Consider the following 23,755-nt stretch of genomic DNA (forward strand, 5'->3'; position numbering starts at 1 on the left):
CGTGCATCCGCCGGACGGATACTCCCCCCGCCGATCCTCGCCAGTCTTTCATATGTTCTCTCTATGTTCTACTACTGCGGCCTTTTCGAGTCGCTAGGAATAGGCCCGATATGTCGATCAGGATCGAACCCCTGGAGAATGGCCGGCTGAAGCTTTCCGGCGACGTAGAGGACGAGATTTGCCTGTCCGCGCGGGCGCTCGACGAGGGCTTTGCCATCGCGATTTCGGAAGGCACGCTGGTGCAGGGACGCTTCGATAATTGGGTCGACGAGTGCCGATTTTCGGTCGCCGTCGAGGGCGCCGGCATCGCTACAATCAGCCGCGCGGAGCGCGGCGACGTGCTAGATCTGGCGTGGAAAATCGAGTGGATCAGCGTCGCGATCGCCCGCGACTTGCGCTGCGCCGAACGCAGCGAAGCGCCGCAGTTGCAGCGCGAATTGTCGATCGCGAACGCTGGGAAAGTCGCCGCCTAGGTCAGGCGGCGGCGCTGCGTTCCAGTGCTGCGATCCGCTCTTCGCAGATCACCTGCACGGCTTGGCCAAGCGTTTCGACGCGCTCACCCAGCCACGCCAGTTCCTCCTCGCTGATACGGTAATGTTTCGAGTAGCGCGCCTTCACATAGGCCTCTTTCAACTTCTCGAACCGGGCGCGGTCGCCGCGCTGATCACGCGGCCATGCGTCGACCAAGCGCGGGTCGATGCGCTCCGCCTGCGTGCGCAGGAAAGTCAGATTGTGCACGTGGGGCGTATAGAAGGTGCAGACCAGCAGCACGCAATGGTAAAGGCTTTCCGTGGCCTGATGGGTCAGGAAGGCCGCGTCTTTCAGATATCCCTTCCGACGCGCATCGCCAGCGAGGTCCAACTTACTGGCAGCACTGGGAAACCATTCGACGAAATACTCACGTGCCATAGCCAGGGCCTGCTTGGGCGTCTTGGGCTTGGGCTGGTGGAGTTCGGTGTCGTCGCTCTGATATAGCGCGATGCCATCGCGGGCGACGTCCATGAAGAAATAGCGCCCATGCGCCAGACCGTCATTCACTTCCTGCAGGGTGTGGACGATGAAATTGACGGGCGTGCGGAGCGTCTTGGTGATCGCCAGTTCGCGGTTGAGCCGGTCGTCGGCGGTCGTCCAAAACTGGGCGCGATCGGTGAGCTTGTCGTTGTTGACGATAACCAGAAGGTCAAAGTCTGACTGATAGCCCTTGGCGGTATAAGGCTCATCAACCCATCCGCCACGCGCGTAGCTGCCGTACAGAATGACCTTGAGGATGCGCCCTTGCTTCTTCCAGTCCGAGGTCGCAACGGCGGTCGCGTCGCCGAATTCCTGAAACAGGATTTGGATGACACGCTCCAGCTCGCGCTGCTTGGCTGGCGGCAAATGATCGAGGCTGGTCCTCATGGACCGATCCTAACGCGCTGATGCCGCGGCGTACACCTCGCCCTCAGGTAGCGGGCGAGGTGCCGCGTTTATCTCGGCCATTTGCCGCGTTCGGCGCGATCCAGGGCAAGGATCACACGGGCAATGGCCTGCTCAACCTCCCGTACCGTGCAGCCATGCCGTTCGGCCGCCTCGACGTGGTTGCAATCATCAAACCGCACCGATCCGAAGATCGCCCGATCCCGTTCGGGCAGGGCACGAAATGCGCGGCGCATCCGCCGCAGACGAAGCCAGCGCATCATTGCCCCACCTCCTCGTCCGAGACGAACCCGAGCAGGTAATCGGCCGCCTTGCTGGCCGCGCTCGCCGCCCGAAAGATCGCCTTTTCGTCTTGCCGCAGCACGGCCAACCAGCTGCCAATATAATCGGCATGCCGCACTGTCGGCCGGATCGCCAGCGATGCGCAGGTGAACGCGCTGGCCATCTCGGCAACCAGCTCCTCGCGCGCATAGGAAGCGCTGCCGAACGCCCCCGACTGGTCACGATCCAGCCGCGAACGATGCCCGGTCCAGTGCCCAAGCTCATGCAGCAAGGTCCGATACCAATTGATCCGGTTGTAGAAAACGAGCTGCGGCGGCACCGCGACATAGTCGCCGCCCGGGCTGTAATAGGCCTCACCGCCCCCGACCCGGATATCTGCCCCACATGCTTCCATCAGTGCATGCGCGGCGGGAATGCGGTCCGCCTCGGCCACCGGTTCGGCGTGCTCCACCACCGTCAGCCGCTCGGGCAGTCCCTCGCATTGGTCGACGTTGAACACGGTGAACCGCTTAAGAAACGCCAGCTGCCGCGCCTCTCGATCCTCGTCGCGCGCCCGCTCAGCCTCGTCCTTCGGCGTGAAGCGATCCGCATAACAAATCGTCGTCCCCCGCTCCCCGCGCCGTACGCTGCCGCCCGCCGCCTGGGCTTGTCGAAAGGTAAGCCAACGCTGCGAGCCATACTTCCCCTCGATCACGGCCGCCCAGAGGATCAGCACATTGATCCCAGAGTAGCGCCGCCCGGTCACCGCATTTGCCGGCATCGCACACCCGCACGCCGCAGCATCCCAAGGCTGCACCCAGGGCAGCCGTCCCTGTTCCAGCTCGGCAATCACCCGTCCCGTCACCTCGGCATAGAGGCTCGCCCGGTTCTCGTGTCCAACACCCATGGTCCTGCTCCTTTTCAAAACACCGCAACCGGCGCCGGAAGGGCGGGGGGAGCGGCAGGAGCGAACCGGCAGTCCTGCAGAGGCAGGCTGCACCCGGAGGGCCGAAACACCGTGGAGGAGCCGGGCACCGCCCGGCTTGCGGCATGCCGCGGCAGGACTAGAGGCGAGCGACGCTCCCCCTGCCCTGTCCGCGTGCCGGCGCACCAACGCCGCCGCGCCTTAGCGCGGCGACCATCCTGTCAGCGCGACCGCGCTGCCGGGCGCCACCGGCGCCCGGACAAGAACCGCACCCTTGCAACCGGGTGGGCCGCGCGGGCGGCGTGCGCGCGCCGGCACGTGCGCCAGCCGCCGCCCGTGCCTCCCGCCCGGGCAAGTGTGCCACGCGGGCACGAAAAGCACGCGCGCCCTGGTGTCGCCGCAGGCGTGCGCCAGCGCGCGCCCCGCACCCGCGTTCCGCTGCTGGCACCTGCCGGCCGCCGATCCACAGGATCGACGCTCGCGTCCGCGATCAAAACCCGAAAGGGCCGAGACGGCCAGCGCGACTCGGCGCCGCGCAACGGCGTGCGAGCGCAATCATGCCGCTGGCGTGAGACGCCCAGCATGGTCCACCAAGCCGCCTGTCGATCAAAAGGCGCGGCTGAACACGAATAGCCTCAGGCCCATTCAGATCCGTCTGGCCAAGGCGCTAGGACCACCACAGCACTGGCGAAACGGCAGGTTGGATCGCAACGGAGCGGCACATGGTCACGCGTGAGGAACTCTACCGCCTTATCTGGGCGATGCCGATGACCAAGGTATCGACACAGCTCGGCATCTCCTACGGGAAGCTGGTACAGATCTGCACCGCAATGGGCGTACCAAGGCCGGCGCAGGGCCACTGGGCACGCCTCGAGCTCGGCAAAGTCGATCCTGTCCCGCCGCTACCCGCAGCGGTGGAAGGACAGCCCACCACATGGACCGGCAACGGCACGCCCCTCCCCAAGCCGAACCCCGCCGCCCGCGCACCTCGGAAAAAAGCGATAACCGGCAACAAGACGCCTCCGGCCATGCACACGCTCCTGCGCGGCACGAAGGCGCAATTCCTGAATAGCCGCCCGACCAGGGATGATGGCTTCCTCCGACCGTACAAACGCGCCATGCCCGACCTACGTACCACCTCCGAAGCACTCGATCGTGGTCTGCTGCTAGCAAATGCCCTGTACAATAACTTCGAGGAAGCTGGTCACCACGTGGTACTCAGCGGGCTCAATTCTGCCGCCCGCCGCCTGCAGGTCGACCCCAGAGAGGCACCGATAAAGGGACGGCAGTACGACCCGTATCCGCAGCCATGGCGGCCCGATCGACCCACTCTCGTTCAGACAGAAGGGGTGAGCATCGGTCTCATCGTTCTCGAGATGACCGAGCACGTAAATATGCGCTATACGAACAATGGCTTCGTCCGAGACAGCCCCGAGCTTGCTGCACGCCTGGAGCGGTCCCACGGCTCCGGCTGGACAACATTCGAGGATGTGCCGTCGGGTCGGCTCCGTATCGTCGCCTATGCTGCAGACTCCGGCGTCGACTGGTCGCAAAGCTGGCAGGAATCGGAGGATCAGACAGCACCGCTCTCGCCCGAAACCATCGTCAAAGCCGTTCTGGCGCAAAAGCGACAGCTTTTGGAAATGGCGGAGGAAGCCGCGCGCCGGGCCGAGCTTCGACACCGCGCATGGTTGGAGGAACAGGAGAAATGCCGCCGCCGCGAGGACGAACGCAACATCGCCAAATCATACGAGGAAAGTTTGGCAGCCCTGCAAAGCGCTATCCAGCGATGGTCAAGGGTCATGGACATCGAGCAGTTCTTCTCCCAAGCCGAGCAACGCGCAGCGACACTCCCAAGCAAAGCCCAAACGAACGTGTTGGAGCGGGTCAGCCTTGCCCGAAACCTGATCGGTCGTCAGGATCCCCTCGATCTCCTTCGAGAATGGAAGGCGCCTGCCGAGATCTACAAGCCGCTATATGCCGACTCCGCCGACATCGTGCAGCAGCGAACGCGGAGAAATCTTTGACGGCCGTCTGGCGGAAGTTCCCTTGCTCCCAGTTCGGCTGAACCGACCCCAGGGTGGCGGCAGCCGACCAGAGCCGGTCGTTCAATTCCGCTCCAATGAACGTCCGGTACTGACGGAAGCCGCATATGGTGTTGATCGAAGCGGACGATCGGCAAAGCGCCCAACTTTGGGCGTTCCCCACGGCATATGCGACGCAACGCCGACATTTCTTCACCTGCAGATGACGTTCCGCCTTCGTTTGCCTCTGGCGTACGTCATGTCACTTTCGTGCAGTGCCCCCGACGAAGCCCCGCTGCGGGCGCGAGCTGACATGAATGAGCGAGGGGACCGGAGGGGTGTATATACCCTCTGGGTTGCTAGGGCACGGAGTAGCTACGGGCAGCCATCTTCCCTCTTTCAAAGCCTGGACCCCCGGTCCTCAGGCTTTTTGTCACTCATCAAGAACCGAATTGGCTTCTTGATGAACAATCCTCCGACGAAAACGAAAAGGTAGAGCAGGATGATGAGCGCAGCCAGCGACAGGAGCAGAACCCCGACCCAAAACGTAAAACTGAAGCGCGTCGCCAAAAAGCCAAGGAACAGGCCGAGGAAGACCGTTACCGCTGGCGTCTGCACGGGCTCGCTGCGCGGCTTCTCCCATCCGGTTTTCCGATATCCTCGTTCCCAACTATAACGGCGTCGGTTCGTGTAGCGCCCTATTCTATCAGCCTTCCTCATCTATGGGCGTTTCGTCACGCCAAATGTTGTGGCCCCGGATGGTCCGCTTACCGGCGTTCTCTCGATCCCGCACGTATTGAAAATGGTTCATTCCCGCGAACATGCCACCCGTACCGCTCATGAATTCGCGCTCCAGCTCGAATTCCTCCTTCAATTCCGGGTCAAGCCCCTGTGCATACCGATGGAGCCGGTTGATCGCTGCTTCGATGTTGTCTAGCCGTCGCTCTACTGGGTCGACATAGACCTCGGGCTTCCCCTCCTCGGTCGTTGCGCCAAGCCACCGCATCAGTTGGATTTCTATCACAACGTAGACGATCCACGCGGGGATGATCGCCCACCAATAGGCCAGAATCGCGCCTAACGGCTTCCATGCCCCTGGGTCATAGGTCCGCAACGACCAAGCTGTGCCGGCTGCAGTGACCATAATTGCGAGCGACCGTGCAGTTTCGGGCCGCATAGTCTTCCACTTGCTTGCCATCGCCCCCCTCATTTCACCGTGATTGTATCGCGACGGAGTAGCTCGCTCAATCAACAAGCTGGCGGTGTTTGCTAAACGGTCCGGTTCTGACGAACGACTCAATGTCGGCTTCTGGCTGGAGCTGATATTATGGAAGCTGGCGCGGAATGACGGCTTTGTCCCAATGTCAGTCGCTAGCAGGTCGAAGCCCTCACAATCCAACCGGGAGCGAAATCATAAAAGAGGCGCCCTCTGCGGACGACGAATACAAATCGATCTCCCCCCGGTTGGTGTCGAGCAACGAGCGCAGGATCGGCAGGCCAAGCCCAGCACCACCATCCGAGCGGCGTGTGGTGAAGAACGGCTCGAAGATGCGGTGGCGGTCCCCCAAGGGCACCCCTGGACCATCGTCCGTTACGATCACCGTGACACCTGCGAGCTCTGATCGGGCTGCGAGCGTCACCTGCGTGGCGCCTGCCTCCTTGCTGTTTTCGATCAGCCCCACCAGCACCGCTTCCAGCACGTTAGAGGGCATCGCGACCAGCGGCACAGGGCTCTCCGAAACGTGCACAGCGAGCCCAGCGCCCTCATGCCCGTAGGCGTCAGCGATGCAGCGCATCACATGGAGTACATCGGTCCGCGCTCCCTCCTCTGCCGTCGCCATGTCTGCACGCGCCAAATCGAGCAGCCGACTGACGAGCAGATTCAGCCGGGCCGCATCGTCGGCGATGTTGGCGAGGAAGCGCTCGCGATCCGCGACAGCCATGTCGCTATGGTCCTGCAGCAGTTCGACGGCACCTCGAATGCCCGCCAGCGGCGTCTTGAATTCGTGACTGACAGCATGGGCGAAGTCGCGCAGATAGCGCGAACGTCGCTCGATCGCCTCGGCCATGCTGCCGAAGTCGCGGTAGAGCGCCTGAATCTCGATCGCGGCGGTGGTGGGCGCTTCCGGCACGGCTCCGCCCCCCTTGGCGACCGCCCGGGTCGCCTCCCCTAGTGCTTCCACCGGCCGCACGATGCCGCGCGACAACAGGCCGCTCAGCACCACCAGAGTCGCAAAGATCACGACAATGCCGAGAAGGATCTTGCCGCGATCCTCATAGATGCCGACGAACAGTGCGCGCGGCGAGCGTGCCAGCAGCAGCACGCCGACCACCCGGCCATCGACGACGATGGGCCGCGCATGGTGGAGGCGCAGGTCGGAGGCGCGGCTCAGCCACTCGAGCACGTAATGCGGCCGGTAGGCGCTATTGCGGCGCAGGGTCGTCACCGCGCGACCGGCCAGCGCCGCGTGCAGTTCCGGCATCGCGGCATAGGCCAGGCGCACCTCGCCGCCTGCAAGGATGCGCCCTTGCGGATCTAGTAACTGGATCGACGCAAGCGTCGTGTTTGCCGTCGCACGGATGACAGGGGCCAAGCGCATTGCCCAAGCACGCGTCTCCGGATCGGCCGCGCCCCTGCCAGCGATGGGCGCGGGGCGCTCGGGAAGGACCGACGTCAGGCGCAGATCAAGCGTGGACGCACTGGGCATCGTGCCCATGCTCGCCGGCATCCCGTGCACACCCGGCCACTCGGCAGCACCCGCCGCTGCCAGCGCCGCGCTCTGCGCGATCAGCGCGGCCTCGGTCTGGCGCAGCAGGCTGTTCTCATAGACCCGCAGGAACAGCGCGCCGAAGCCGGGCAAGGCCGCCACGAACACGAAAGTCAGCAGCAGGATCGTGCGAAGCCGCAGGCGCGGCCAATGGCGCCGCACGACCGCCTTGAACCGCGCAATCATCCCGCCCCGCAGGTGCCGAGCCGATAGCCGATACCGGCTCGGGTCTCGATCACGTCCTCCGCACCGATCCGCGCGAACTTGCCCCGCAGGTTGCGGATGTGGCTGTCGATCGTGCGATCGGTGATGGCGAAACCCGGCCCGTGCAGCCGGTCGATGATCGCATCCCGGCTGAACACCTTGGACGGCATCGCCGCCAGCGTGCGCAGGATGCCGAACTCGGTGACGGTGAGCGGTACCGCCTCCCCCGCCCAGCTCGCCTGCCAGCCATCGGGATCGAGCGTCAGGCGTCCATGCTGGAGCGGGCCCGCCGCTGCGGCAACGTCCGGCGGGCGGCTGCCCACCCGCCGCAAGATCGCCATCACGCGCGCCACCACTTCTCGCGGCGAGAAAGGCTTCACGACATAGTCATCGGCGCCGAGCTCGATCCCGAGGACGCGATCGATCTCGTCGTCCCGGCTCGACAGGAACAGGATCGGCAGGTCGCCACCGGCGCGCAGCTGCCGGCAGACCTCGATCCCGTCCATGCGCGGCATGTTGATGTCGAGCACGATCAGGTCCGGCGCATGGGACGCGACGGCGGCCAGCGCAGCCTCGCCATCCTCCGCCTCGATCGCATCGAGCCCGGCCTTGGCCAGCGCGAACACCAGCAGCTGGCGGATGTGCGGATCATCATCCGCGACCAGGATCGTACGGGGCATGGGGCACTGGATCATGGCGCGCGCCTCCCCCGTCAAGATTGGACTTGCGGGGAACTGATGCTGCCGTCGCACCAGTCCCGGCTGTAATTGGCAGGCAGCGGACGCGGCGCCCCCGGTCCGACGATCGCCCGAGCCGCTGCCAGGCGGCGCGAGCCATGCCATGTCCAGTACCGCCCATCCGCCTGCCGCATCTCGAGATCCCGGAGGAGCTCGGTGCGCACATAGCGCACGCGGTCCAACTTCTCGGCGTCCATCGGCCGGCGTTCCAGTGCGATCAGGGGCAGCAGGGCACTGTCCCCACTGCGATGCAGGTAGCAGAGGTCGATCTTCGCCGGGTCGGCGGCCTGCACGTTCCAGCGGGCCGCGATCGCTTCGATGTCGACGAAACAGCAGACGGTCAGCACGATACCGGCAGCCAGCGCGTTGCAGTTAATCAGCCAGCGCGCACTGCGCCCGCGCAGGATGCGCCAGCAGATCAGCACCAGGCCGAGCGCGACCAGCGCCATCCACAGCAGCGCCGCGATCCGCCAGGAGGTGAGCATCGACTCCTGGATATACTGCACCGTCCGCAGCGCGCTGGAGGCGACGAGCACCAGGTTCTGCGCGACCCACAGGGCTACCAGCCGTCGCGCCCAGGGATTGCGCTCGCTCGCACTGCCCGGCCGCAGCATGGCGAGCGCCATCGCGCCGGCAATCAGGGCCGTGACGATCAGCGGATAGGCGCCGCGATGCACATAGTCCGTCCGCGTCATGCCATCGGGCAACGCGCCCCCACCCCACAGAAAGGCGATGTCGAGGGCATTCTGCACTGCGAAGATCAGGTTGAAGAGCGCGAGGGCGATCAGCACCGACGGCAGCGACGTGCCGGGAAGGATCGGCTCCAGATCCGGCACGCGTCGTGCGGCGCGCAGCGCGAGTGTGCCGGGACGCAGCATCGGCCAGACGCAGCAGGCAACGAAGTTCCACAGCGCGAGCTGCCACAGGCTGGGCAGCTGGATGGAGGCGAAGGCATGCTCGATCAGCGGGTTCGCCGCGGCGAAGAGGATCAGGAAGACGATGCCGCCGAGCAGCGGCAGGGCCAGCGTAGTCGCGAGCAGACGCGGAGAAGCGCCTACACCACGTCGCTGCTTGGCAATGCGATGCAGGTCCGTGAAGGTCCGCAGAAAGCCGGTAGCGCCATGGAGGAACAGGCGAACAACCCAATGCCAAGCATCGTCGAAACGTCCGGCCCTGGGCGCCAGAGCAGCGAAGGCGATCGCACACCAGAACATCGACCAGGCCAGCACCCCCGGCTCGTCGAATAGCGACATCGCAAAAAGCGCCGCCAGCGCGAGCCCAGGCCACGCGGATCGCGCCCTGCCGATGTCCGGTCGCGTGGCGATGATAGCGAGCAGCCAGGCGCCGGCGAACACACCGACTCCTGCCCCGCCGAAGCTGTCGACGAAAAGCCTGTCGAACAGGATGATCAGGGCCAAGGCGGCACCGGCCTTGCGGACGAAACTGAAGCGCACGTGTTGCTCCCTCTTGCTCAGGAGCAGCGTGGATATGCGACGCTAATCCATCGCTTGCGCTGACGCTGAGGAAATTCATGGGAGTGCCTGTGCAGGACCGGTGCAGATTGCTGCCTTCGCTACCGTTGCGGCTGAGACCGTTTAGCGCAAAGCGGTTAGATTGTTGGCCGCATATCACTGCCCGGGCGCAGTAAAATATTTCTCCTTATTGCTTGAATTTGCATCGCTGCGGGCAGATTTGCCATCTCTTGGAGCGCGATTGGGCCAACGCGAACCTGAAATCGTCGGCTAGTTTGGAATCGAACCCGGCAAGACTTTCCCGGTGACGGTACTTCGCACGGTACCGGAACTGACGGTATCAGCTTAGATGCTTGAATTATTCGTCGTTTTTCGGCGAAATTCGATTCCTGCAACCGGCACCATTTCTCGATCCCAGGAAATCCCATACGGCTTTGTAAACCGCAGAAATCTGCGGTATTTTTTGGCCGTCGGGTTCGTGATCTCTCGTTCAGCTCCACTGAAGCGCAAGGCCAAGTGGGGCCCTTTTCCCAGGATTGCGGACCTAAAACTTGGCATGAGGCCCCACCCGGTCGGGCTTCGCTGCGGAAGGCCCGAACCATGGCTCTGAGCGATATTGCAATTCGAAAGGCCAAGACTCGCGACAAGGCCTACAAGCTGTACGACGAGCTAGGCCTGTTTCTCGTCGTGTCGCCGTCCGGCTCCCGTCTTTGGCGGATGAAGTACAAGCGCCACGGCGTCGAAAAAAAGCTCAGTTTCGGCTCCTACCCTGAGGTTGGCCTGCGCGTGGAGCGACATCGCGAGAAACTCCGGAGGGAAGCGTTTGCGGACATTACCTTCACCCGAGTCGCCAACGAATACTGCTCGAAGAGACGGCGTGATGGTGACCGGGCATGGGCTCCTGCAACCGCGTCACGCAGCGAATATCTCCTCAGCCTGCTCGACAACTCGATCGGCAAGATGCCGATCCATGAGATCGAGCCAATCGATGCGCTCGCCGCGATCCGGAAGATCGAGAAGCGCGGCAAGCTGGAGACCGCACGGCGCACCCTCCAGTTGGCGAGCGCCGTGTTCCGCTACACGATCGCCACTGCCCGATTGAAGTCCGATCCGACACGGGACCTGCGTGGCGCCTTATTGACGCCGACCGTCACGCATTATGGCGCCGTCACCGAAGCGAAGGATGTCGGGAGGCTGCTGCGTGCCATTGACAGCTACGAAGGCCAAGGAATGACCAAATGGGCACTGCAGCTAACGCCCCACGTGTTCGTCCGCCCTGGGGAACTGCGCCATTCCCGGTGGAAGGAGATCAACTTGGACGCCGCCGTGTGGACCATCCCGGCCGAGAAGATGAAGATGCGCAAGCCACATCATGTCCCACTCTCGACTCAGTCGATCGCCATCCTGCTTGAGATCCGCTCGATCACCGAGCCCAATGACTATGTCTTCCCGTTGATGCGGTCCCACGCGGCCGATGTCGGACAACATGCTCAACGCTGCACTTCGCCGTCTGGGATACTCCAGCGACGAGGTGACGGCACACGGCTTCCGGGCGATGGCGAGCGCCTTGCTGAACGAATCCGGCAAATGGTCCTACGACGCCATCGAACGCGCGTTGGCGCACGGCGACAGCGACAGGGTGCGCGCGGCTTACCATCGCGGCAGGCACTGGAAGGAGCGCGTGGCGATGGCACAGTGGTGGTCGGACCTGCTGGATAGCCTAGGCAGCGGGACGACTTTCCTGCATTTTCAGGATGCGATGGCCGCTTAGCTACTGGCAGACCTGGCCGAACTCACATCCACCTCAAACAGCCCCAGAAAACCGCCATTTTTCGTGCCCCCCCAAAGTGCCGTAACCCACTCGTGGCCCACCAAAAATTTCGGTCCGAAACCTCGACACGAACTGTCGCTAGATGAACCATATTGGTACTTTTTAGACCCGATTCGCGCCACTTTTCTGGGTCGGTTCTCAACCTTTTATCTTCGTCACATCTGCTCAAGCAGGAGGAACTCATAGGCGGATCCGGTCGCCCGCTCACCGGGGAGCCGGGCGCTGATTGGATCGGCCTTGCCGCATTCCATACCCCTGGGGTGCAGGCTCCATCCTCCTTTTGCCCTCATTGCCAGTAGGGCCTGCGGTATAGGGCCACCCCACGCGCTCACAGCCCGGCCAGCCAGCCCCCCATGCTCGCGGCAGCCCGCTACCATGCCGCGGGCCGCGCCCATGTGAGCATGCCGTACACATGATCTAGAACGGCAAAGCCAATATGTTATATCGGGAACGAACCACGAAAATTTCGGGGGCAGAATTTGTACACTCGGCATACTGATTCGGTACGTTCGTTTCGTTTGGTTTACACCACGTTTCTAGCCACGCTTGTCTGCCCGGTCCCTTGCGCGCTGGCGAGAACCGATGACACGTCAACAGTCGCGCCCTCTCCGGATCATGCCGTTCAAGATGCGTTACCGGAGGTGGTGGTCACCGCCGAGCGTCGTCGCGAAGACGGCCAGCGGGTGGCAATGGCGATTCAAACGGTTTCCGGGGAAGCGATCAACAAGGCGGGCTACACGTCGCTGACTGATCTGCAATATCTGGCGCCCGGAGTGCAATATGATCCGACGCAGGGTGCGGCCTTCCAGATCCGTGGCGTCGGCACTACCTCCTTCGACTTTTCCAACGCCAAGTCGGTCAACATCGTGGTCGACGATGTCGTGATGGACGGCCAGCGCGCGACCGGCCTGATCGGCTTGGCGGATGTGGCGCGCGCCGATGTGCTGATGGGTCCACAGGGAACCCTGTTCGGCAAGAACTCCACTTCGGGGGTTATTGCGGTGACCACCAATCGTCCGCAACTGGCGCTGACGTCGGTGCGCGCCAGTGCGAGCTACGGCGCGCACAACGAAAGGATCCTGAACGCAACGGTCAACCTTCCGCTGGGACAGCAGGGAGCGCTGCGCATCACCGGTTTTGATCAGGGGCAGGATGGTTTCGGCAGGAACGCGACTCTCCGAAAGCCTGTCGGCGCGACACACGAATATGGTGGACGCGCTCGCCTGCTGCTCCAACCCAACGATCGTTTCGACCTGCTGGTTTCCGGCGATTATGCCCATCACTGGGACAGCGACGTCCGCACCCCCGTATCCGGTCAGCCGGCACCGGCGGCGGCGATCCTCGGGGGACTTGGCGTCACGCCCGGCCCCAGGAACGCCGACACCGCCGACGGCATCTACGGACAACTCGCTTCGGAGGAATGGGGTGCGTCGGTGCGGGCTCATGCCGTCATCGGCGGTCACGACCTGACCGCTATCACCGCCTATCGCCAGACGCGCTACGACAACGACACACCAGCCAACCTGACGCCGATCGAGCGCTTCGCCTACGTCCCGTACAATGTCGGTCGCCTGCAAACCGAAAAGGTCAGCCAGGAAGTGCACCTCGCGTCCCCGCAAGCCGGACTGGTTCGCTATCTGGTGGGCGGATTCTACAACCGGCTGGAGGCAACGCAGTCGCAGCTGCAATGGGCGACGCTGGGCACTCCCGTCTTCACCAACGGCAGGCCGATCAATACGCTCTTTGCGGTTTCCGGTGCCATCGGTGCGCCCGGCAACACCTCGCTTTTCCACGCCGTCAACGAAACCGCGGCCGCCTTCGGCCAGCTCACCATCGCCCCGACGCGCTGGTTCCGGCTCGAACTCGGCGCGCGCTACAGTCATGACGACAACGCGCAGCGGCTGGACTATACGACGACGGACCCGATCGCGATGCTCGGCTTCTCGCCGCGGTTCATCGCCACCAGCGCGCGGCCGGTGCTTTCGTTCGGCCGCGTGCGCGGCGACGACGTTTCCTTCCGGATCTCGCCGATCGTTCAGATCGCCCCTGCACTGATGGTCTATGGCACCTACTCGACCGGCTACAAGCCGGCGGGCATCGCCTTCGTCGGCAACCAGTATGATCCCTATGCCTCCGAGACGGTGAAGGCATGGGAAGTCGGCATCAAATCCGAATGGTTCGGACGGCGGCTGCGGTTCAACGCCGACCTGTTCCGATCCGATTTCACCAACTTCCAGGCAACGATCCTCACACGGATTCCAGACGGTGCGGGCGGATCCTTGCTCGTGACGGCGATCGGCAATGCGGGCGGCCTGCGTAGCCAGGGCGTCGAGGCCAGCATCGCAGCGCGCCCGGTGCCATCACTCTCGATCAGCGCTTCGGCGACCTACACCGACGCCTATTTCAGCGACTATGTGTACAACGCGACGACCAACTACACCAACACGCGGCTGCCCAATGCACCGGACGTCTCTGCTACGGCAGCGGTGGACTATGAGCATCCGGTGGCGGACGGGCTGCGCCTGCGCGCCCGTGCGGATTACGCCTATCGCAGCGGCACCTGGACCGTCGTCGGCCAGCCCGGCTATTCCTACGTTCCTGCGTTCGGCCTCGCCAATACGCGGCTGAGCATCCTGCACGCGCGGTCGGGCGTCGAGCTCGGCATCTTCGCACGCAACCTGTTCGACACCTATTTCTCGACCGGCTGGCAGATCTACGGCGCGCTCGGCTTGCTTCATTACAGCTCTCCCAATGCCCGCCGCACGCTGGGCGGCTTCGTGAACTTCCGCTTCTGATGCGACGGCCCCTCCCCTTGCTCCGGCGCTCCCTGGTCGCGCTTGCCAGTATCGCGCTGCTCGCAGCACCCATCGCAGGCACCGGCGCCGCTCCCCGCGACCGCACCCAGGAAGCGCGCGAGATCCCGGAATCGACGCGGCTCAACCGCATCCAGGTGCTCGGCACTCACAACAGCTATGCGATCGGCGTCGATCCCAGAATTCTGGAGCTCCTCGATACGCGCCTGCCGCCAATGTCGGCACTGCTCGCCGCGCTGCCGGCCGCGCAGCGGCAGGCCTTGATGATCGCCCACCCGAACGTCGTGCGCTTCTCTGAAGCGCTCAACTATCGGCATCCCAGCCTCACCCACCAGCTAGACCTGGGCGTGCGCGCCGTCGAGCTCGACGTGCAGGCCGATCCCGACGGCGGCGCCTATGCCGACCCGGCCGCCTATCGCCTCCTGCGCAGCCAGGGTGCCACCGATCTGCTGCCGTTCGACCAGGCGGCGCTCGCGGCACCGGGCTTGAAGGTGTTGCACATGGCAGACATTGACGTTCGCAGTTCCTGTCCGACGTTCCGCCAATGCCTTGCCGAGCTGAAGGCCTGGTCGGACGCGCATCCGCGCCACGTGCCGATCTTCGTGTTGGTGGAAGCGAAGGTCCAGGCGCCGCCGCCGCTGCCCGGTGCGTCCCGCCTGCCGCCCTTCACCGCCGACACCTATGACGAGATCGACAAGACGATCAATGCGACGATCGGCCGCGACCGTCTGGTCACCCCCGATGATGTGCGTGGTTCCCATGCGACCCTCGAAGAAGCGGTGCTCGCCGGACATTGGCCGACCTTGGGCCAGGCGCGCGGCAAGTTCGTATTCCAGTTGATCACCGCGACCGGCCCAGATGGTACGTCGGCGTACCTGCGGGGCCACGAAGGCCTGAAGGGGCGTCTGGCATTTCTTGATGCGAAGCCGGGCCAGCCGCATGCCGCATTCCTGCTAGAGGACAACGCGCTAGCGCGCGGCGCCGCGATCCGAAGCGCGGTCGCGAAGGGCTATATGGTGCGAACGCGCGCCGATATCGAAACCTACGAAGCCAAGGTCAACGACATCAGGCGCGCTACTGCTGCGTTCGAAAGCGGCGCGCAGGTGGTTTCGACCGACTTCGAGAAGGCGGGCAACGCGTATGGAACGCCCTATGTCGTGCGGCTGCCCGGCAAGGCGGTCGCGCGCGTGGCGCCGCTCGGGAACTGATCTGCCCGCTACCGCCGCGCGCCTTCATCTACATCAGAAAGCAATGTTCGAATGCGTTCCCCCACGATTGCGGATTCGAAACATAAGCCCATGCTGGCAGCCTTTGCCTCGGTGCATCTCGGCATCAGCCTGCTCTGGGCGGGCGAGGAAATCCTCGCCCTTTACATCGTCATACGCTTCCTAAGCGTCCCTCCCGGATTGGCCGGCGGCCTGTTCCTCGCCAGCGCCCTCGCCAATGCGCTCTGCGACGGTGTGATCGGCCGCGGGATCGTGCGCTTCGCCTGGTTGCGCCGGGCAATGCCGTGGCTTTCCATGCTGGCCATTCTCGTGGCGTCGGCAAGCTTTGCGGGCCTCCCGTTGGTGGCACCGAACAGCCTGCTGGCGGCAGGGGCGCTCCTGCTCCTGTTTCGGCTCGCCTACAGCCTCGCCGACGTGCCGCATAATGGACTGACCCGCCGCATTTCCGCCCATGGCGCAGACCTGATGGCCGCACGCGTCCGCGCCATCGGTTCGGCCACCGCAACGCTGGCGATCAGCGGCATTGTCGCACTGATCCAGTTCGGCGCGGACAACGATCCGCATCGCGCAGCGTTGCTTCTGGGCGGGGTCGCCCTTGCCGCATTGGTGTTGATGCTCCCGCTTCCCTTGCTGTTGCGGGGCGACGCGCTGTACGTCGAGCCCTCCCAAGCGGAGCACTGCGTCTTTCGCGCTCCGGGCGTGCTGCGCTTTTCCGCAGCGACGTTGCTGGGCCTCGCCGGGATCGCTGCAACCGGCAAGGCGCTGCTGCACATCGACGTCGTCGACGGCGCGGTCGGTCCCCTGGCGCTTTTGATCGCGACGGTCGCACGGCTGGGAGCGGTTTGGCTATGGGCCCCGCTTGCACGCCGCAGCGGAAACCGGACGGCCCTGGGCTGGGCCTATGCCGTCAGCGGCGCCACCGCGCTCCTGCTTCCCTGGGCGCAGACGATGGGAGACGCGGTGACACTGCTGCTTGCCTGGTTCGGCCTGGGCACCGGCGGCGTGGCGTTCCTCAGCTGGGCGGTGCTGACCGAAACGATTCAGCAGGATCGCCAGCAAGGCGCGGCCCGTTTTACGGCTGCCTTCAGCGTCTTTACCATGGCGACGAAGATCGCGCTGGGACTCTCCGGAGCCATGGTCGGCAGCTGGCTATCGTTCAGCAAGGCAAGCATCCACGCGGATCCTCAGGCGTTCCTGATGCTCGGCATTCTCGTCCTCGTCGCCTGCTGCACGGCTGGCGTGATGATCGGGCGCCAGCCGAGTTCACACCGGCCTACCGACGCCAGATTGATGCCGCATCTTTGCCAGATCCGCGATACTTAGCCACCCCGGGCGATCGAACCCGCCGCGCGCCTGCATCGCCATGAAATTGCCGACGAGAACCAGCGCGGCCGCCTGGATCGAGGCATCGTCGATGGGACGACCGCAGATCAAGGCGGTGCGGAGCGTTTCGCGACCGTTTTCGGATCGCCGCCGGCGCATGTCCAGGGCGAAGGGCGCCAGCTGCGGATCGCGTGCCGCTGCAAGCGCAATGGCATGACTGGCCCGCATCAGCGCCGCCCAGGATTGAAACTGCGTTGCGGCATCGCACGTAGCAAGTTCGTCGCGCATCTGCAGGACGAGCGCGCCGAAGCCGGCGTCCAGCAAATCCGTGCGGGTGCGGAAATAGTGCGCGACGCTGGAATTCGATACGCCGGCGCGCGCCGCCACTGCGCGGTGCGAAACGGCGGCGACCCCCTGCTCAGCGATCAGCGACGCAATTTCCGCCGCAACCTCCGCGCGCTTCGAGCCGGGGGCGAGATCGACCCGCAACGGCACCTCGGCACTGTCGCCCCCCGCAGCCGCAACCAACTGCGCGAAATGATCCGGCAGGCCTCTGCCGGTGCTAGACAAACGCGACGCCAGACACTGGATCGTGCTCGCTCGAAGCAGGTGGTAATCGGCATCGGCACCCGCCGCGAGCGCGAACGGTAGCTCGTCCCGGATGTAATTCGCGATCGCACAACCGAAAAGCTGCGCCTCGTCGGCCGGAAGATGCGCTGTCAGCATCTCGACCCAGAACGCATCCTGCACATCGAGAATCCGCGTGATGCCTGAATAGCTATCCGAATTTGCGCCCGCCTCGAGCAGCAACTCGCACCCGGTCATGGCCGACACGCGGTGCAACTTCGTCATGTCTTCAAACCAGGCGGTGATTACCGACGCGAGCACCGATGGCACCGCCAGATTCAGGCCGTGAAGTCGATGGCGCCAATCCGCGAGCAGACGTTCCTGATCGGCATGCTCCGCCTCCAGCAACTGTGCAATGAGACCGGCCTTGTCGCCGATGCGATAACTCAATGAGCCAAGCGACATGCCGGCATTCTGGGCGATCGAGCGGAGGCTGAGGCCGCGCATGCCTTCCTCGGCGATCCGGACCCGTGCTGCGTTGATAAGTTGCCGAACAGGGGAATCGGGCATTTCAGGCATGCAATGCCGCTCGACCGGCCGAAAGGCAATCCGTCTCCCCCATTTGGCCTGCCGCAAATCGAACCGCAAATTCCAACATGTTACACCTCTTTCCCGGTTGCCCGGCGTTTGACGGCGCCGGAAGGTCGCAGAAGATGCCTCCAGTCGCATGTAGTTGGGTAAAATCCAGTGACTACCTCTCCCCGTCTGGCGTGCGCGTTGCGCCCTTCGCGGCGGTGCAAGGCATTCCCTACCGCCTCCGGCCAGCAGCGCTGGACTTGCCCAGCAGCCCGAACAACAGGTCATCATACCGATCGGCCAAGGCTCGATTGGTCGCGAGGAAACGTTGTATTCGGCGGCGCTGTCGATGGCGGTAGCGTTCCCATTCCTGATCATGCTGCGTGCAGACGTTGAGGATCCGCCGGGCGGCCTCGTCCACGGCATTTTCCGGATAATAATAGCCGAGATCACGGATAAGGGGGGCGTTGTGGATGAGCGGATACCCCTGCCAGCAGCATTCGAGGTAGAAATAGTTCAGCGGCAGCCCCCATTGGTGGGAGACGACAATGTCGGTGTGGCTGCTGAGAAAGTCGGGCGTCCGCACCCGATCTAGGAACAGCACCTTGCCTGCCTGCACGATGTCCAGGTGCCGCATCAGGCCCGCAAACTCGCGGTCGGCATGCACCATGTTGGCACTGTTGGCGACGTAGAGCTTCTCGAACTGATCGGGCGCGGCACGGAACGCCTGTTCCGCCGCAAGGATCGGGTAGAGGCAGAATTTCAGGACATCGATGTTCGGTTCGATGACGGTGAGCCTGCGGGGCGCCCCGCGTGGGCGATATTCGCCGGCATCTGGAAGCGCCGCGGCGACGCCTTCGATCGCCATGGGATCCCAGACGAACGGCACTTCGCGCACGGGGCAGCGCCGGAACGTCTGCAGGAACGGCGCGGTCGTGGCCGTGACCTGGGGTATGGTCCAAAGCTCGTCATATTCCCGATTGATGAAAATCGAGTCCCACAACGGTCGCCCGAAAATCATCGCTTCGATGTTCTGGACATACTCCGGCCCACAACAATAACTTACGAGCTTCGTCTTTTGCTTCTTGATCCGCGCGGTCTGGTCGGGCGAAATCTGGCCGCCGAGCTCGATCAGCACATCCAGCCCATCGCAGCCTTGCTCGATCGGCGCAGTGGGAAATGCCGTCAGGTCCCAGGGAAGCGCCGGGGTGATCGGCACATCCGTCGTGTTGAGCAGCACGACATGGTGCGCCAGGGTCGAGTTGCGCAGCAGCTTCGCCAGGAACAACGCATTCTGCTTGATGCCGTTGCTCCAGAGCGTCTCCTGCGGCGCACGCAAGCCGATGGTGATGCCGATGCGAAGAGGACGACGCGCCATCATCATTGCCCCCAATTGAGCGAAGCTTGCCGACGGAGGATGAGGCAGCCGTTATTGTTGCTGATGAGGCTATAGGTTTCGCCCGCCTGCTTCGGATTCTGGTACACCATGATTCCCGCGATCAGCTGGCCGGACGGAAATCCGGCGAGATCCGATGCCGCGACGGACGCACAATCGCGCGCCGCGAACGAGATGCGCTCAACAAGTACCGCGCAACCTGCAGGCGCAGGAATGGCGGCGATCGTCAGGACGGCGCGCATGGTGCCGTTCCCCAGCCCGGTCAGCGAAAAGAACGGCGCTTCGTCGGGGACCTTGCGGTCCCAGTCGACGATGATGTCCTGCATCGTGGCGCCCGCGGTCGCGCGTTGCGCAATGGCGCTGATCGTCGGCAGGCAACGCTTCACGCCCACGGTTCTTGCCGCTGCAACCACCAACGGTTCCTTTGCTGGCGGCGACTGGCGCTGTACGGCAGCAGCTACGTGTCCCGCGAGAAACCCGATCAGCGAAAGGGGCACCGCGACGGCCAGCCTGCCCAGCCAGATCCCCCGCCCGCTCACGCCGCGCGCTTTCGGTCGACGATCGACTGCAGCACCGCGCCGTAGACCGCGACATTGGCTTCGGCGACCGGATCCAAATTCGCCAGCAATGCCTGGGCCCGTCGGCGATACGCCTCCAGGTTGCCGTCATGCTCGGCAATGGCCTGCCGCAACGCCAGCGCGCCGTCTTCGGGATCGAAACTGCCATAGCGGTAGCCGCAACCGTCGAGCAGATGCGAATTGTGGATCAGCGGGAATCCGCCATAGAGCGCTTCATAATAGAGATAGTTCTGCGCATTGTGCCAATGATGCGAGACGATCGCGTCGGCGGAATGCCCGATCACGTTGAAGATGGGAAATCGCGGTTCGAAGGTCGCAAGCCCCTGCGCCACCAGATCCATCGACCTGGCATAGGTCACGAAGTCCGGATGTTCCTTGATATTCATGGCGTTGTACACGAGAAGCAGCTCGATCGCGTTCGGATCCTGCCGATAGGCGACGTCGCACAGCAGCAGCGGCAAATGGCAGGTCTTGACCGTGCAAATATTGGGTTCGAGCACGGCAAGCCGCCAGCGGCGGCGACCGGGCTGATACTCGAACGCGCCCGCCAGGCCGGCGTTCTTGCGCCCGCGTTCGAGAATCGTTGGATTCCACAAATGCTGCATCACGCGCACGGGTGCACGGGCGATGGTTTCGTAATAGGCGCCGCACGTGTCCGCGAACGCCGGCAGCGTCCAGATCTCGTCATAGGGTACCGGCGTAACGACCAGACCCGGCGGCAACTTGAAGACCATCCGCTCCATGTCGATGATGAAATCGTTCGCCACGCGCATCCCGACGATGCTGCCGCCCCGCTCCGAAAATTGCTGCGCCCATTGCGGGTTTAGCTGCGCGCTCAGTTCGATGACGACGTCGAGCTCGTTCATGGCCTCGTCGAGGCCGATCACCGGCGCCGGCGCCAGTTGCAGGAAGTCCCCTGCTTTTGCCGGGTCACCCGAGCCTCCGTTGACGATGAAGCAGCGCTCCACCGCCGGCGACTGGTTGAGCAGCATGACCAGGAAATAGCAGTTCTGGAAAATGCCATTCTCCCACAGGCTCTGCTCGCCGTCGCGAATGAACAGGGTCACCCCCACCTTCAGCCCCCGCTCGGCGGCTCGCTTGCTCGTGCTGGACATGCTCAGCGGCCCTCCCTGCGTGCGACGAGGCTCAGCAGCCGCCGCGCATAGGCATCCTGATTCCGTCGGTTGAACGGGCTCAGGCTGAAGATCTTGGCCGCCGCAGCGGCGTTGTAGGCGTCGAGTTCCCGGTCATGCTCGCGACAGGCCCGCAAAACCTGCTCCGCACCCGCCGCAATGTCGGATTCCGGATAGTAATATCCGACGCCAGCAAACAGTGGAGAATTGTGCACGAGCGGATACCCGCCTGAAATTGTATCCAGGTACAGATAATTCTGCGTACAATCCAATTGATGACTGATCACGATGGTGCCCCCCCGCCCCATGACGTGTGAAAAATAATCCCTAGCGTGGATGAACACCTTGCCTGCCTTGTGAAGACCGCTGTTGTCCATCAGTCCGCTGAAGGTCGGATGGCCCACCATTTGGGCGACGTTCATGAAATCGACGCGACCGATAGTTCCTGGCGCACGTCGATCGGCCGCTTCCGCGATGAGAAAGGGAAGTATCCCCATCTTTATCGGCGAAAGATTGGGCTCGAAGATTGCGGCGTTTGCCGGCTGGGAAGACAGCGTCCCCTTCTTGTAGCCGAACTTCTCGCCGTCGCCCTGGAAGCTTTCCTGCAGGAAATTGGGCGCCCAGAGATACGGGACGATGGTCACCGGGCAGCGATGCATGCTGCGCATCATCGGCAGGAACGCCGCATCCTTCTCCAGCAGCCAGACCTCGTCGCAGCGGTCCGGCTTCAGAAAACAGCCCACGCTTGAAAATGTCGTGTGGTCGACCAGCGCAGCATAGGGCTGGCCACAATTGTTGAACGCGATACGCCCCCCCCTTGCGCGAAACCGATCGGCCCATTCGAGGTTGATCGCGCCCGACAGCTCGATCACGACGTCAACCAGATCCGTGGCCTCGGCTAGCGAAAGGAGCGGGAACTTGCTGCCCACATCGCCAGCGCCGGCCGGCGGCTCGTTCTGATCACCGCAGTTGATGAGATAGACCGCCTCCACGAACGGCAACTGCCGGCACAAAGTGGCGAGATGGTACACATTCTGACCGATGCCGTTGTTCCAGATGTTCTGGCCGGCGGCGGTAAAAATGGAGATTCCGATGCGCATGCAGTGCTCATGTCTCTTGGCTGCGGGCAAAAAATGGGGAGGTGCGAGCGGGCATGCATCCGCACCTCCCCGCTCCGGGACTATTTGGGGGACAAGGAATCCCGGAGCAGCGGTACAATTACCAGCCGAAGGCTACGCCGGCGCCGTACACCGACTTGCCTCCAGAGATAGATGCACCCGCTTTCACTTTGACGTTGTCGCCGATGCGCCCGGTCAGGCCCAGCGCGACGGCCTTGTAGCCGTTGTACCCGGCAACGCTCATGCCGATGGAGACACGCTGGTCGGGATCGATGTCCGGGATCATTGCGACAGCCGTTGCCCCTGCGATACCGAACGAGGTCTGCCGGGCAAGGTCGAAGACTTGGTTCTGAACGCCCGCGATCTGGTTGCTCAGGTACGAGGTCGACTGCTGCAACTGTCCAACCGTCGCAGCATCCGACATGGCGATACCATCCGCGACATTTGTGATCCGACGTGTCTGGTCGGCCGAACCCACCGAGACGGTGTTCGGGCCGCTGGCGGTGCTGCGATCGCCAAGGACGACGGCTCCATCATTCCCCGCGCCGACATTGACGTTGTTGCCGAGGACGAAGACGCCATTCGATGCGACGTTGTTGTTGTTGCCGATCGCATAACTGCTATTGCCGCTGACAATGTTCGGGTCACCGATCGCACCCGAGCTCGCGCCCGTGACGACGTTGGCATAGCCGATGGCAATCGATTGGCTGCCAATGGCCTTGTTATTATAGCCCGCCGCCGTTGCACCGACGCCGCTGGCCACGGCGCGGAAGCCAATCGCGGTTGCGTTCGCCGACGTCGCCTGCGCGTTGGAACCATAGGCGCTCGCTCCGTCCCCTGCGGCAACGCTGCAGAGACCCGTTGCCGTCGTGTCGATACCGTCGACCTTCCGGCAGTCGAGGGCGTTCACGGTTTTGACCGCGTCACCAGCCGGGCCGCGAGTCTGGAACGTGTTGTCCACTTTCGCGCCGCCTGCGAACGTTCCAACGACCTGCGTACCCGAACCCGCCACCGGCAGGAGCGGCGATATCGCAGAGCTCATCGACGCCATGATCGACGACTGAACCGTACTCAATCCCTGCGCCGTCGTTGTCGACAGCGACACCAGGTTGTTGTTCGTCGTGCTCAGCCCAGTCGACAGCGAGGTCACCCCGCTGGTCGCCGCGGACACGCCCGTCGACAGCGACGCGACGTTGCTCGCGACACCCGTCGACAGATCCGCGACCGTGCTATTCGTCGTGCTCAGCCCAGTCGACAGCGAGGTTACGCCACTGTTCGCCGTGGACACGCCCGTCGACAACGACGCGACGTTGCTCGCGACGCCCGTCGAGAGGTCCGCGACCGTGCTATTCGTCGTGCTCAGCCCAGTCGACAGCGAGGTCACGCC

At 63.7% G+C, this 23,755-nt stretch carries 19 protein-coding genes and 1 pseudogene; 6 read left to right on the forward strand and 14 right to left on the reverse strand.

Annotation, left to right across the window (positions count from 1 at the left end; translation table 11 throughout):
* The first annotated feature begins 110 nt into the window (after positions 1 to 110).
* Positions 111 to 473 (forward strand): hypothetical protein, encoded by a 363-nt coding sequence (locus A7X12_RS19235; protein WP_064313085.1) that lies wholly within the window; start codon positions 111 to 113, stop codon positions 471 to 473.
* Between the two features lies 1 nt (position 474).
* Here the strand turns inward: A7X12_RS19235 and A7X12_RS19240 are convergent, their stop codons facing one another.
* From A7X12_RS19240 to A7X12_RS19250, 3 genes are all read right to left on the reverse strand, one after another.
* A complete protein-coding gene (locus tag A7X12_RS19240; protein ID WP_064313086.1) occupies positions 475 to 1,398 on the reverse strand; it encodes a HEPN domain-containing protein in 924 nt (307 codons plus the stop codon).
* 68 nt (positions 1,399 to 1,466) lie between these two features.
* A complete protein-coding gene (locus A7X12_RS19245) occupies positions 1,467 to 1,679 on the reverse strand; it encodes a sigma factor-like helix-turn-helix DNA-binding protein (protein WP_064313087.1) in 213 nt (70 codons plus the stop codon).
* Positions 1,676 to 2,584, reverse strand: a complete 909-nt coding sequence (locus tag A7X12_RS19250) for an ArdC family protein (RefSeq protein ID WP_064313088.1) — start codon at positions 2,582 to 2,584, stop codon at positions 1,676 to 1,678. The genes A7X12_RS19245 and A7X12_RS19250 overlap by 4 nt, the downstream gene beginning before the upstream one ends.
* 740 nt (positions 2,585 to 3,324) lie before the next feature.
* Here A7X12_RS19250 and A7X12_RS19255 point away from each other — a divergent pair.
* Complete coding sequence (locus A7X12_RS19255; RefSeq protein ID WP_064313089.1) at positions 3,325 to 4,629, forward strand: hypothetical protein; 1,305 nt, start codon at positions 3,325 to 3,327, stop codon at positions 4,627 to 4,629.
* 396 nt (positions 4,630 to 5,025) lie between these two features.
* Here A7X12_RS19255 and A7X12_RS19260 read toward each other — a convergent pair whose 3' ends face one another.
* The 5 genes from A7X12_RS19260 to A7X12_RS19280 form a co-directional block, all read right to left on the reverse strand.
* Positions 5,026 to 5,244 carry a hypothetical protein gene (locus A7X12_RS19260; RefSeq protein ID WP_064313090.1) on the reverse strand — a complete coding sequence of 73 codons (219 nt, stop codon included), beginning with the start codon at positions 5,242 to 5,244 and terminating at the stop codon, positions 5,026 to 5,028.
* Positions 5,245 to 5,332: 88 nt separating this feature from the next.
* A complete protein-coding gene (locus A7X12_RS19265; protein ID WP_157105655.1) occupies positions 5,333 to 5,824 on the reverse strand; it encodes a hypothetical protein in 492 nt (163 codons plus the stop codon).
* Positions 5,825 to 6,014: 190 nt separating this feature from the next.
* Positions 6,015 to 7,580 (reverse strand): sensor histidine kinase, encoded by a 1,566-nt coding sequence (locus tag A7X12_RS19270; RefSeq protein ID WP_064313092.1) that lies wholly within the window; start codon positions 7,578 to 7,580, stop codon positions 6,015 to 6,017.
* Positions 7,577 to 8,278: a response regulator transcription factor gene (locus tag A7X12_RS19275; RefSeq protein ID WP_232318595.1), complete on the reverse strand. Its 702-nt coding sequence runs from the start codon at positions 8,276 to 8,278 to the stop codon at positions 7,577 to 7,579. The genes A7X12_RS19270 and A7X12_RS19275 overlap by 4 nt, the downstream gene beginning before the upstream one ends.
* Positions 8,279 to 8,310: 32 nt before the next feature.
* On the reverse strand, positions 8,311 to 9,789 hold the full coding sequence (locus A7X12_RS19280; protein ID WP_064313094.1) for a DUF4153 domain-containing protein: 1,479 nt from the start codon (positions 9,787 to 9,789) through the stop codon (positions 8,311 to 8,313).
* A 618-nt stretch (positions 9,790 to 10,407) separates the two neighbouring features.
* Between A7X12_RS19280 and A7X12_RS19285 the strand changes: the two are divergent.
* The 4 genes and pseudogenes from A7X12_RS19285 (at position 10,408) to A7X12_RS19300 (ending at position 17,000) form a co-directional block, all read left to right on the forward strand.
* Positions 10,408 to 11,578 (forward strand): annotated as a pseudogene (locus A7X12_RS19285) (tyrosine-type recombinase/integrase).
* 701 nt (positions 11,579 to 12,279) lie between these two features.
* The gene (locus A7X12_RS19290) at positions 12,280 to 14,433 is read left to right on the forward strand and encodes a TonB-dependent receptor (RefSeq protein ID WP_232318596.1); all 2,154 of its coding nucleotides are present in this window, start codon (positions 12,280 to 12,282) and stop codon (positions 14,431 to 14,433) included.
* 17 nt (positions 14,434 to 14,450) lie between these two features.
* Positions 14,451 to 15,659 carry a Ca2+-dependent phosphoinositide-specific phospholipase C gene (locus A7X12_RS19295; RefSeq protein ID WP_198162095.1) on the forward strand — a complete coding sequence of 403 codons (1,209 nt, stop codon included), beginning with the start codon at positions 14,451 to 14,453 and terminating at the stop codon, positions 15,657 to 15,659.
* A 90-nt stretch (positions 15,660 to 15,749) separates the two neighbouring features.
* Positions 15,750 to 17,000, forward strand: a complete 1,251-nt coding sequence (locus A7X12_RS19300; RefSeq protein ID WP_064313096.1) for an MFS transporter — start codon at positions 15,750 to 15,752, stop codon at positions 16,998 to 17,000.
* Here the strand turns inward: A7X12_RS19300 and A7X12_RS19305 are convergent.
* From A7X12_RS19305 to A7X12_RS19330, 6 genes are all read right to left on the reverse strand, one after another.
* Positions 16,941 to 18,296 (reverse strand): TetR family transcriptional regulator, encoded by a 1,356-nt coding sequence (locus A7X12_RS19305; RefSeq protein WP_198162097.1) that lies wholly within the window; start codon positions 18,294 to 18,296, stop codon positions 16,941 to 16,943. The two genes, A7X12_RS19300 and A7X12_RS19305, sit on opposite strands and share 60 nt — an antisense overlap.
* A gap of 79 nt (positions 18,297 to 18,375) precedes the next feature.
* Positions 18,376 to 19,521, reverse strand: coding sequence for a DUF2827 domain-containing protein (locus A7X12_RS19310; RefSeq protein ID WP_198162100.1), 1,146 nt, complete (start codon positions 19,519 to 19,521; stop codon positions 18,376 to 18,378).
* Positions 19,522 to 19,523: 2 nt separating this feature from the next.
* A complete protein-coding gene (locus A7X12_RS25680) occupies positions 19,524 to 20,036 on the reverse strand; it encodes a hypothetical protein (RefSeq protein ID WP_232318597.1) in 513 nt (170 codons plus the stop codon).
* 38 nt (positions 20,037 to 20,074) lie between these two features.
* Positions 20,075 to 21,232, reverse strand: coding sequence for a DUF2827 domain-containing protein (locus tag A7X12_RS19320; protein WP_064313100.1), 1,158 nt, complete (start codon positions 21,230 to 21,232; stop codon positions 20,075 to 20,077).
* 2 nt (positions 21,233 to 21,234) lie between these two features.
* Positions 21,235 to 22,350, reverse strand: coding sequence for a DUF2827 family protein (locus tag A7X12_RS19325; RefSeq protein WP_064313101.1), 1,116 nt, complete (start codon positions 22,348 to 22,350; stop codon positions 21,235 to 21,237).
* Positions 22,351 to 22,468: 118 nt separating this feature from the next.
* A partial coding sequence (locus A7X12_RS19330) for a YadA family autotransporter adhesin (RefSeq protein WP_198162099.1) occupies positions 22,469 to 23,755 on the reverse strand: 1,287 nt, incomplete at its 5' end.

The sequence above is a fragment of the Sphingomonas sp. TDK1 genome, from assembly GCF_001650735.1.
Taxonomy (GTDB): domain Bacteria; phylum Pseudomonadota; class Alphaproteobacteria; order Sphingomonadales; family Sphingomonadaceae; genus Sphingomonas.

What these genes read in the sequence shown, in the direction of transcription:
- A7X12_RS19325 (WP_064313101.1), bottom strand. Translation starts at nt 22,350, where the DNA reads ATGCGCATCGGAATCTCCATTTTTACCGCCGCCGGCCAGAACATCTGG.
- A7X12_RS19255 (WP_064313089.1), top strand. Translation starts at nt 3,325, where the DNA reads ATGGTCACGCGTGAGGAACTCTACCGCCTTATCTGGGCGATGCCGATG.
- A7X12_RS19310 (WP_198162100.1), bottom strand. Translation starts at nt 19,521, where the DNA reads ATGGCGCGTCGTCCTCTTCGCATCGGCATCACCATCGGCTTGCGTGCG.
- A7X12_RS19240 (WP_064313086.1), bottom strand. Translation starts at nt 1,398, where the DNA reads ATGAGGACCAGCCTCGATCATTTGCCGCCAGCCAAGCAGCGCGAGCTG.
- A7X12_RS19270 (WP_064313092.1), bottom strand. Translation starts at nt 7,580, where the DNA reads ATGATTGCGCGGTTCAAGGCGGTCGTGCGGCGCCATTGGCCGCGCCTG.
- A7X12_RS19320 (WP_064313100.1), bottom strand. Translation starts at nt 21,232, where the DNA reads ATGTCCAGCACGAGCAAGCGAGCCGCCGAGCGGGGGCTGAAGGTGGGG.
- A7X12_RS19245 (WP_064313087.1), bottom strand. Translation starts at nt 1,679, where the DNA reads ATGATGCGCTGGCTTCGTCTGCGGCGGATGCGCCGCGCATTTCGTGCC.
- A7X12_RS19235 (WP_064313085.1), top strand. Translation starts at nt 111, where the DNA reads ATGTCGATCAGGATCGAACCCCTGGAGAATGGCCGGCTGAAGCTTTCC.
- A7X12_RS19300 (WP_064313096.1), top strand. Translation starts at nt 15,750, where the DNA reads ATGCTGGCAGCCTTTGCCTCGGTGCATCTCGGCATCAGCCTGCTCTGG.
- A7X12_RS19275 (WP_232318595.1), bottom strand. Translation starts at nt 8,278, where the DNA reads ATGCCCCGTACGATCCTGGTCGCGGATGATGATCCGCACATCCGCCAG.
- A7X12_RS19265 (WP_157105655.1), bottom strand. Translation starts at nt 5,824, where the DNA reads ATGGCAAGCAAGTGGAAGACTATGCGGCCCGAAACTGCACGGTCGCTC.
- A7X12_RS19250 (WP_064313088.1), bottom strand. Translation starts at nt 2,584, where the DNA reads ATGGGTGTTGGACACGAGAACCGGGCGAGCCTCTATGCCGAGGTGACG.
- A7X12_RS19305 (WP_198162097.1), bottom strand. Translation starts at nt 18,296, where the DNA reads ATGCGACTGGAGGCATCTTCTGCGACCTTCCGGCGCCGTCAAACGCCG.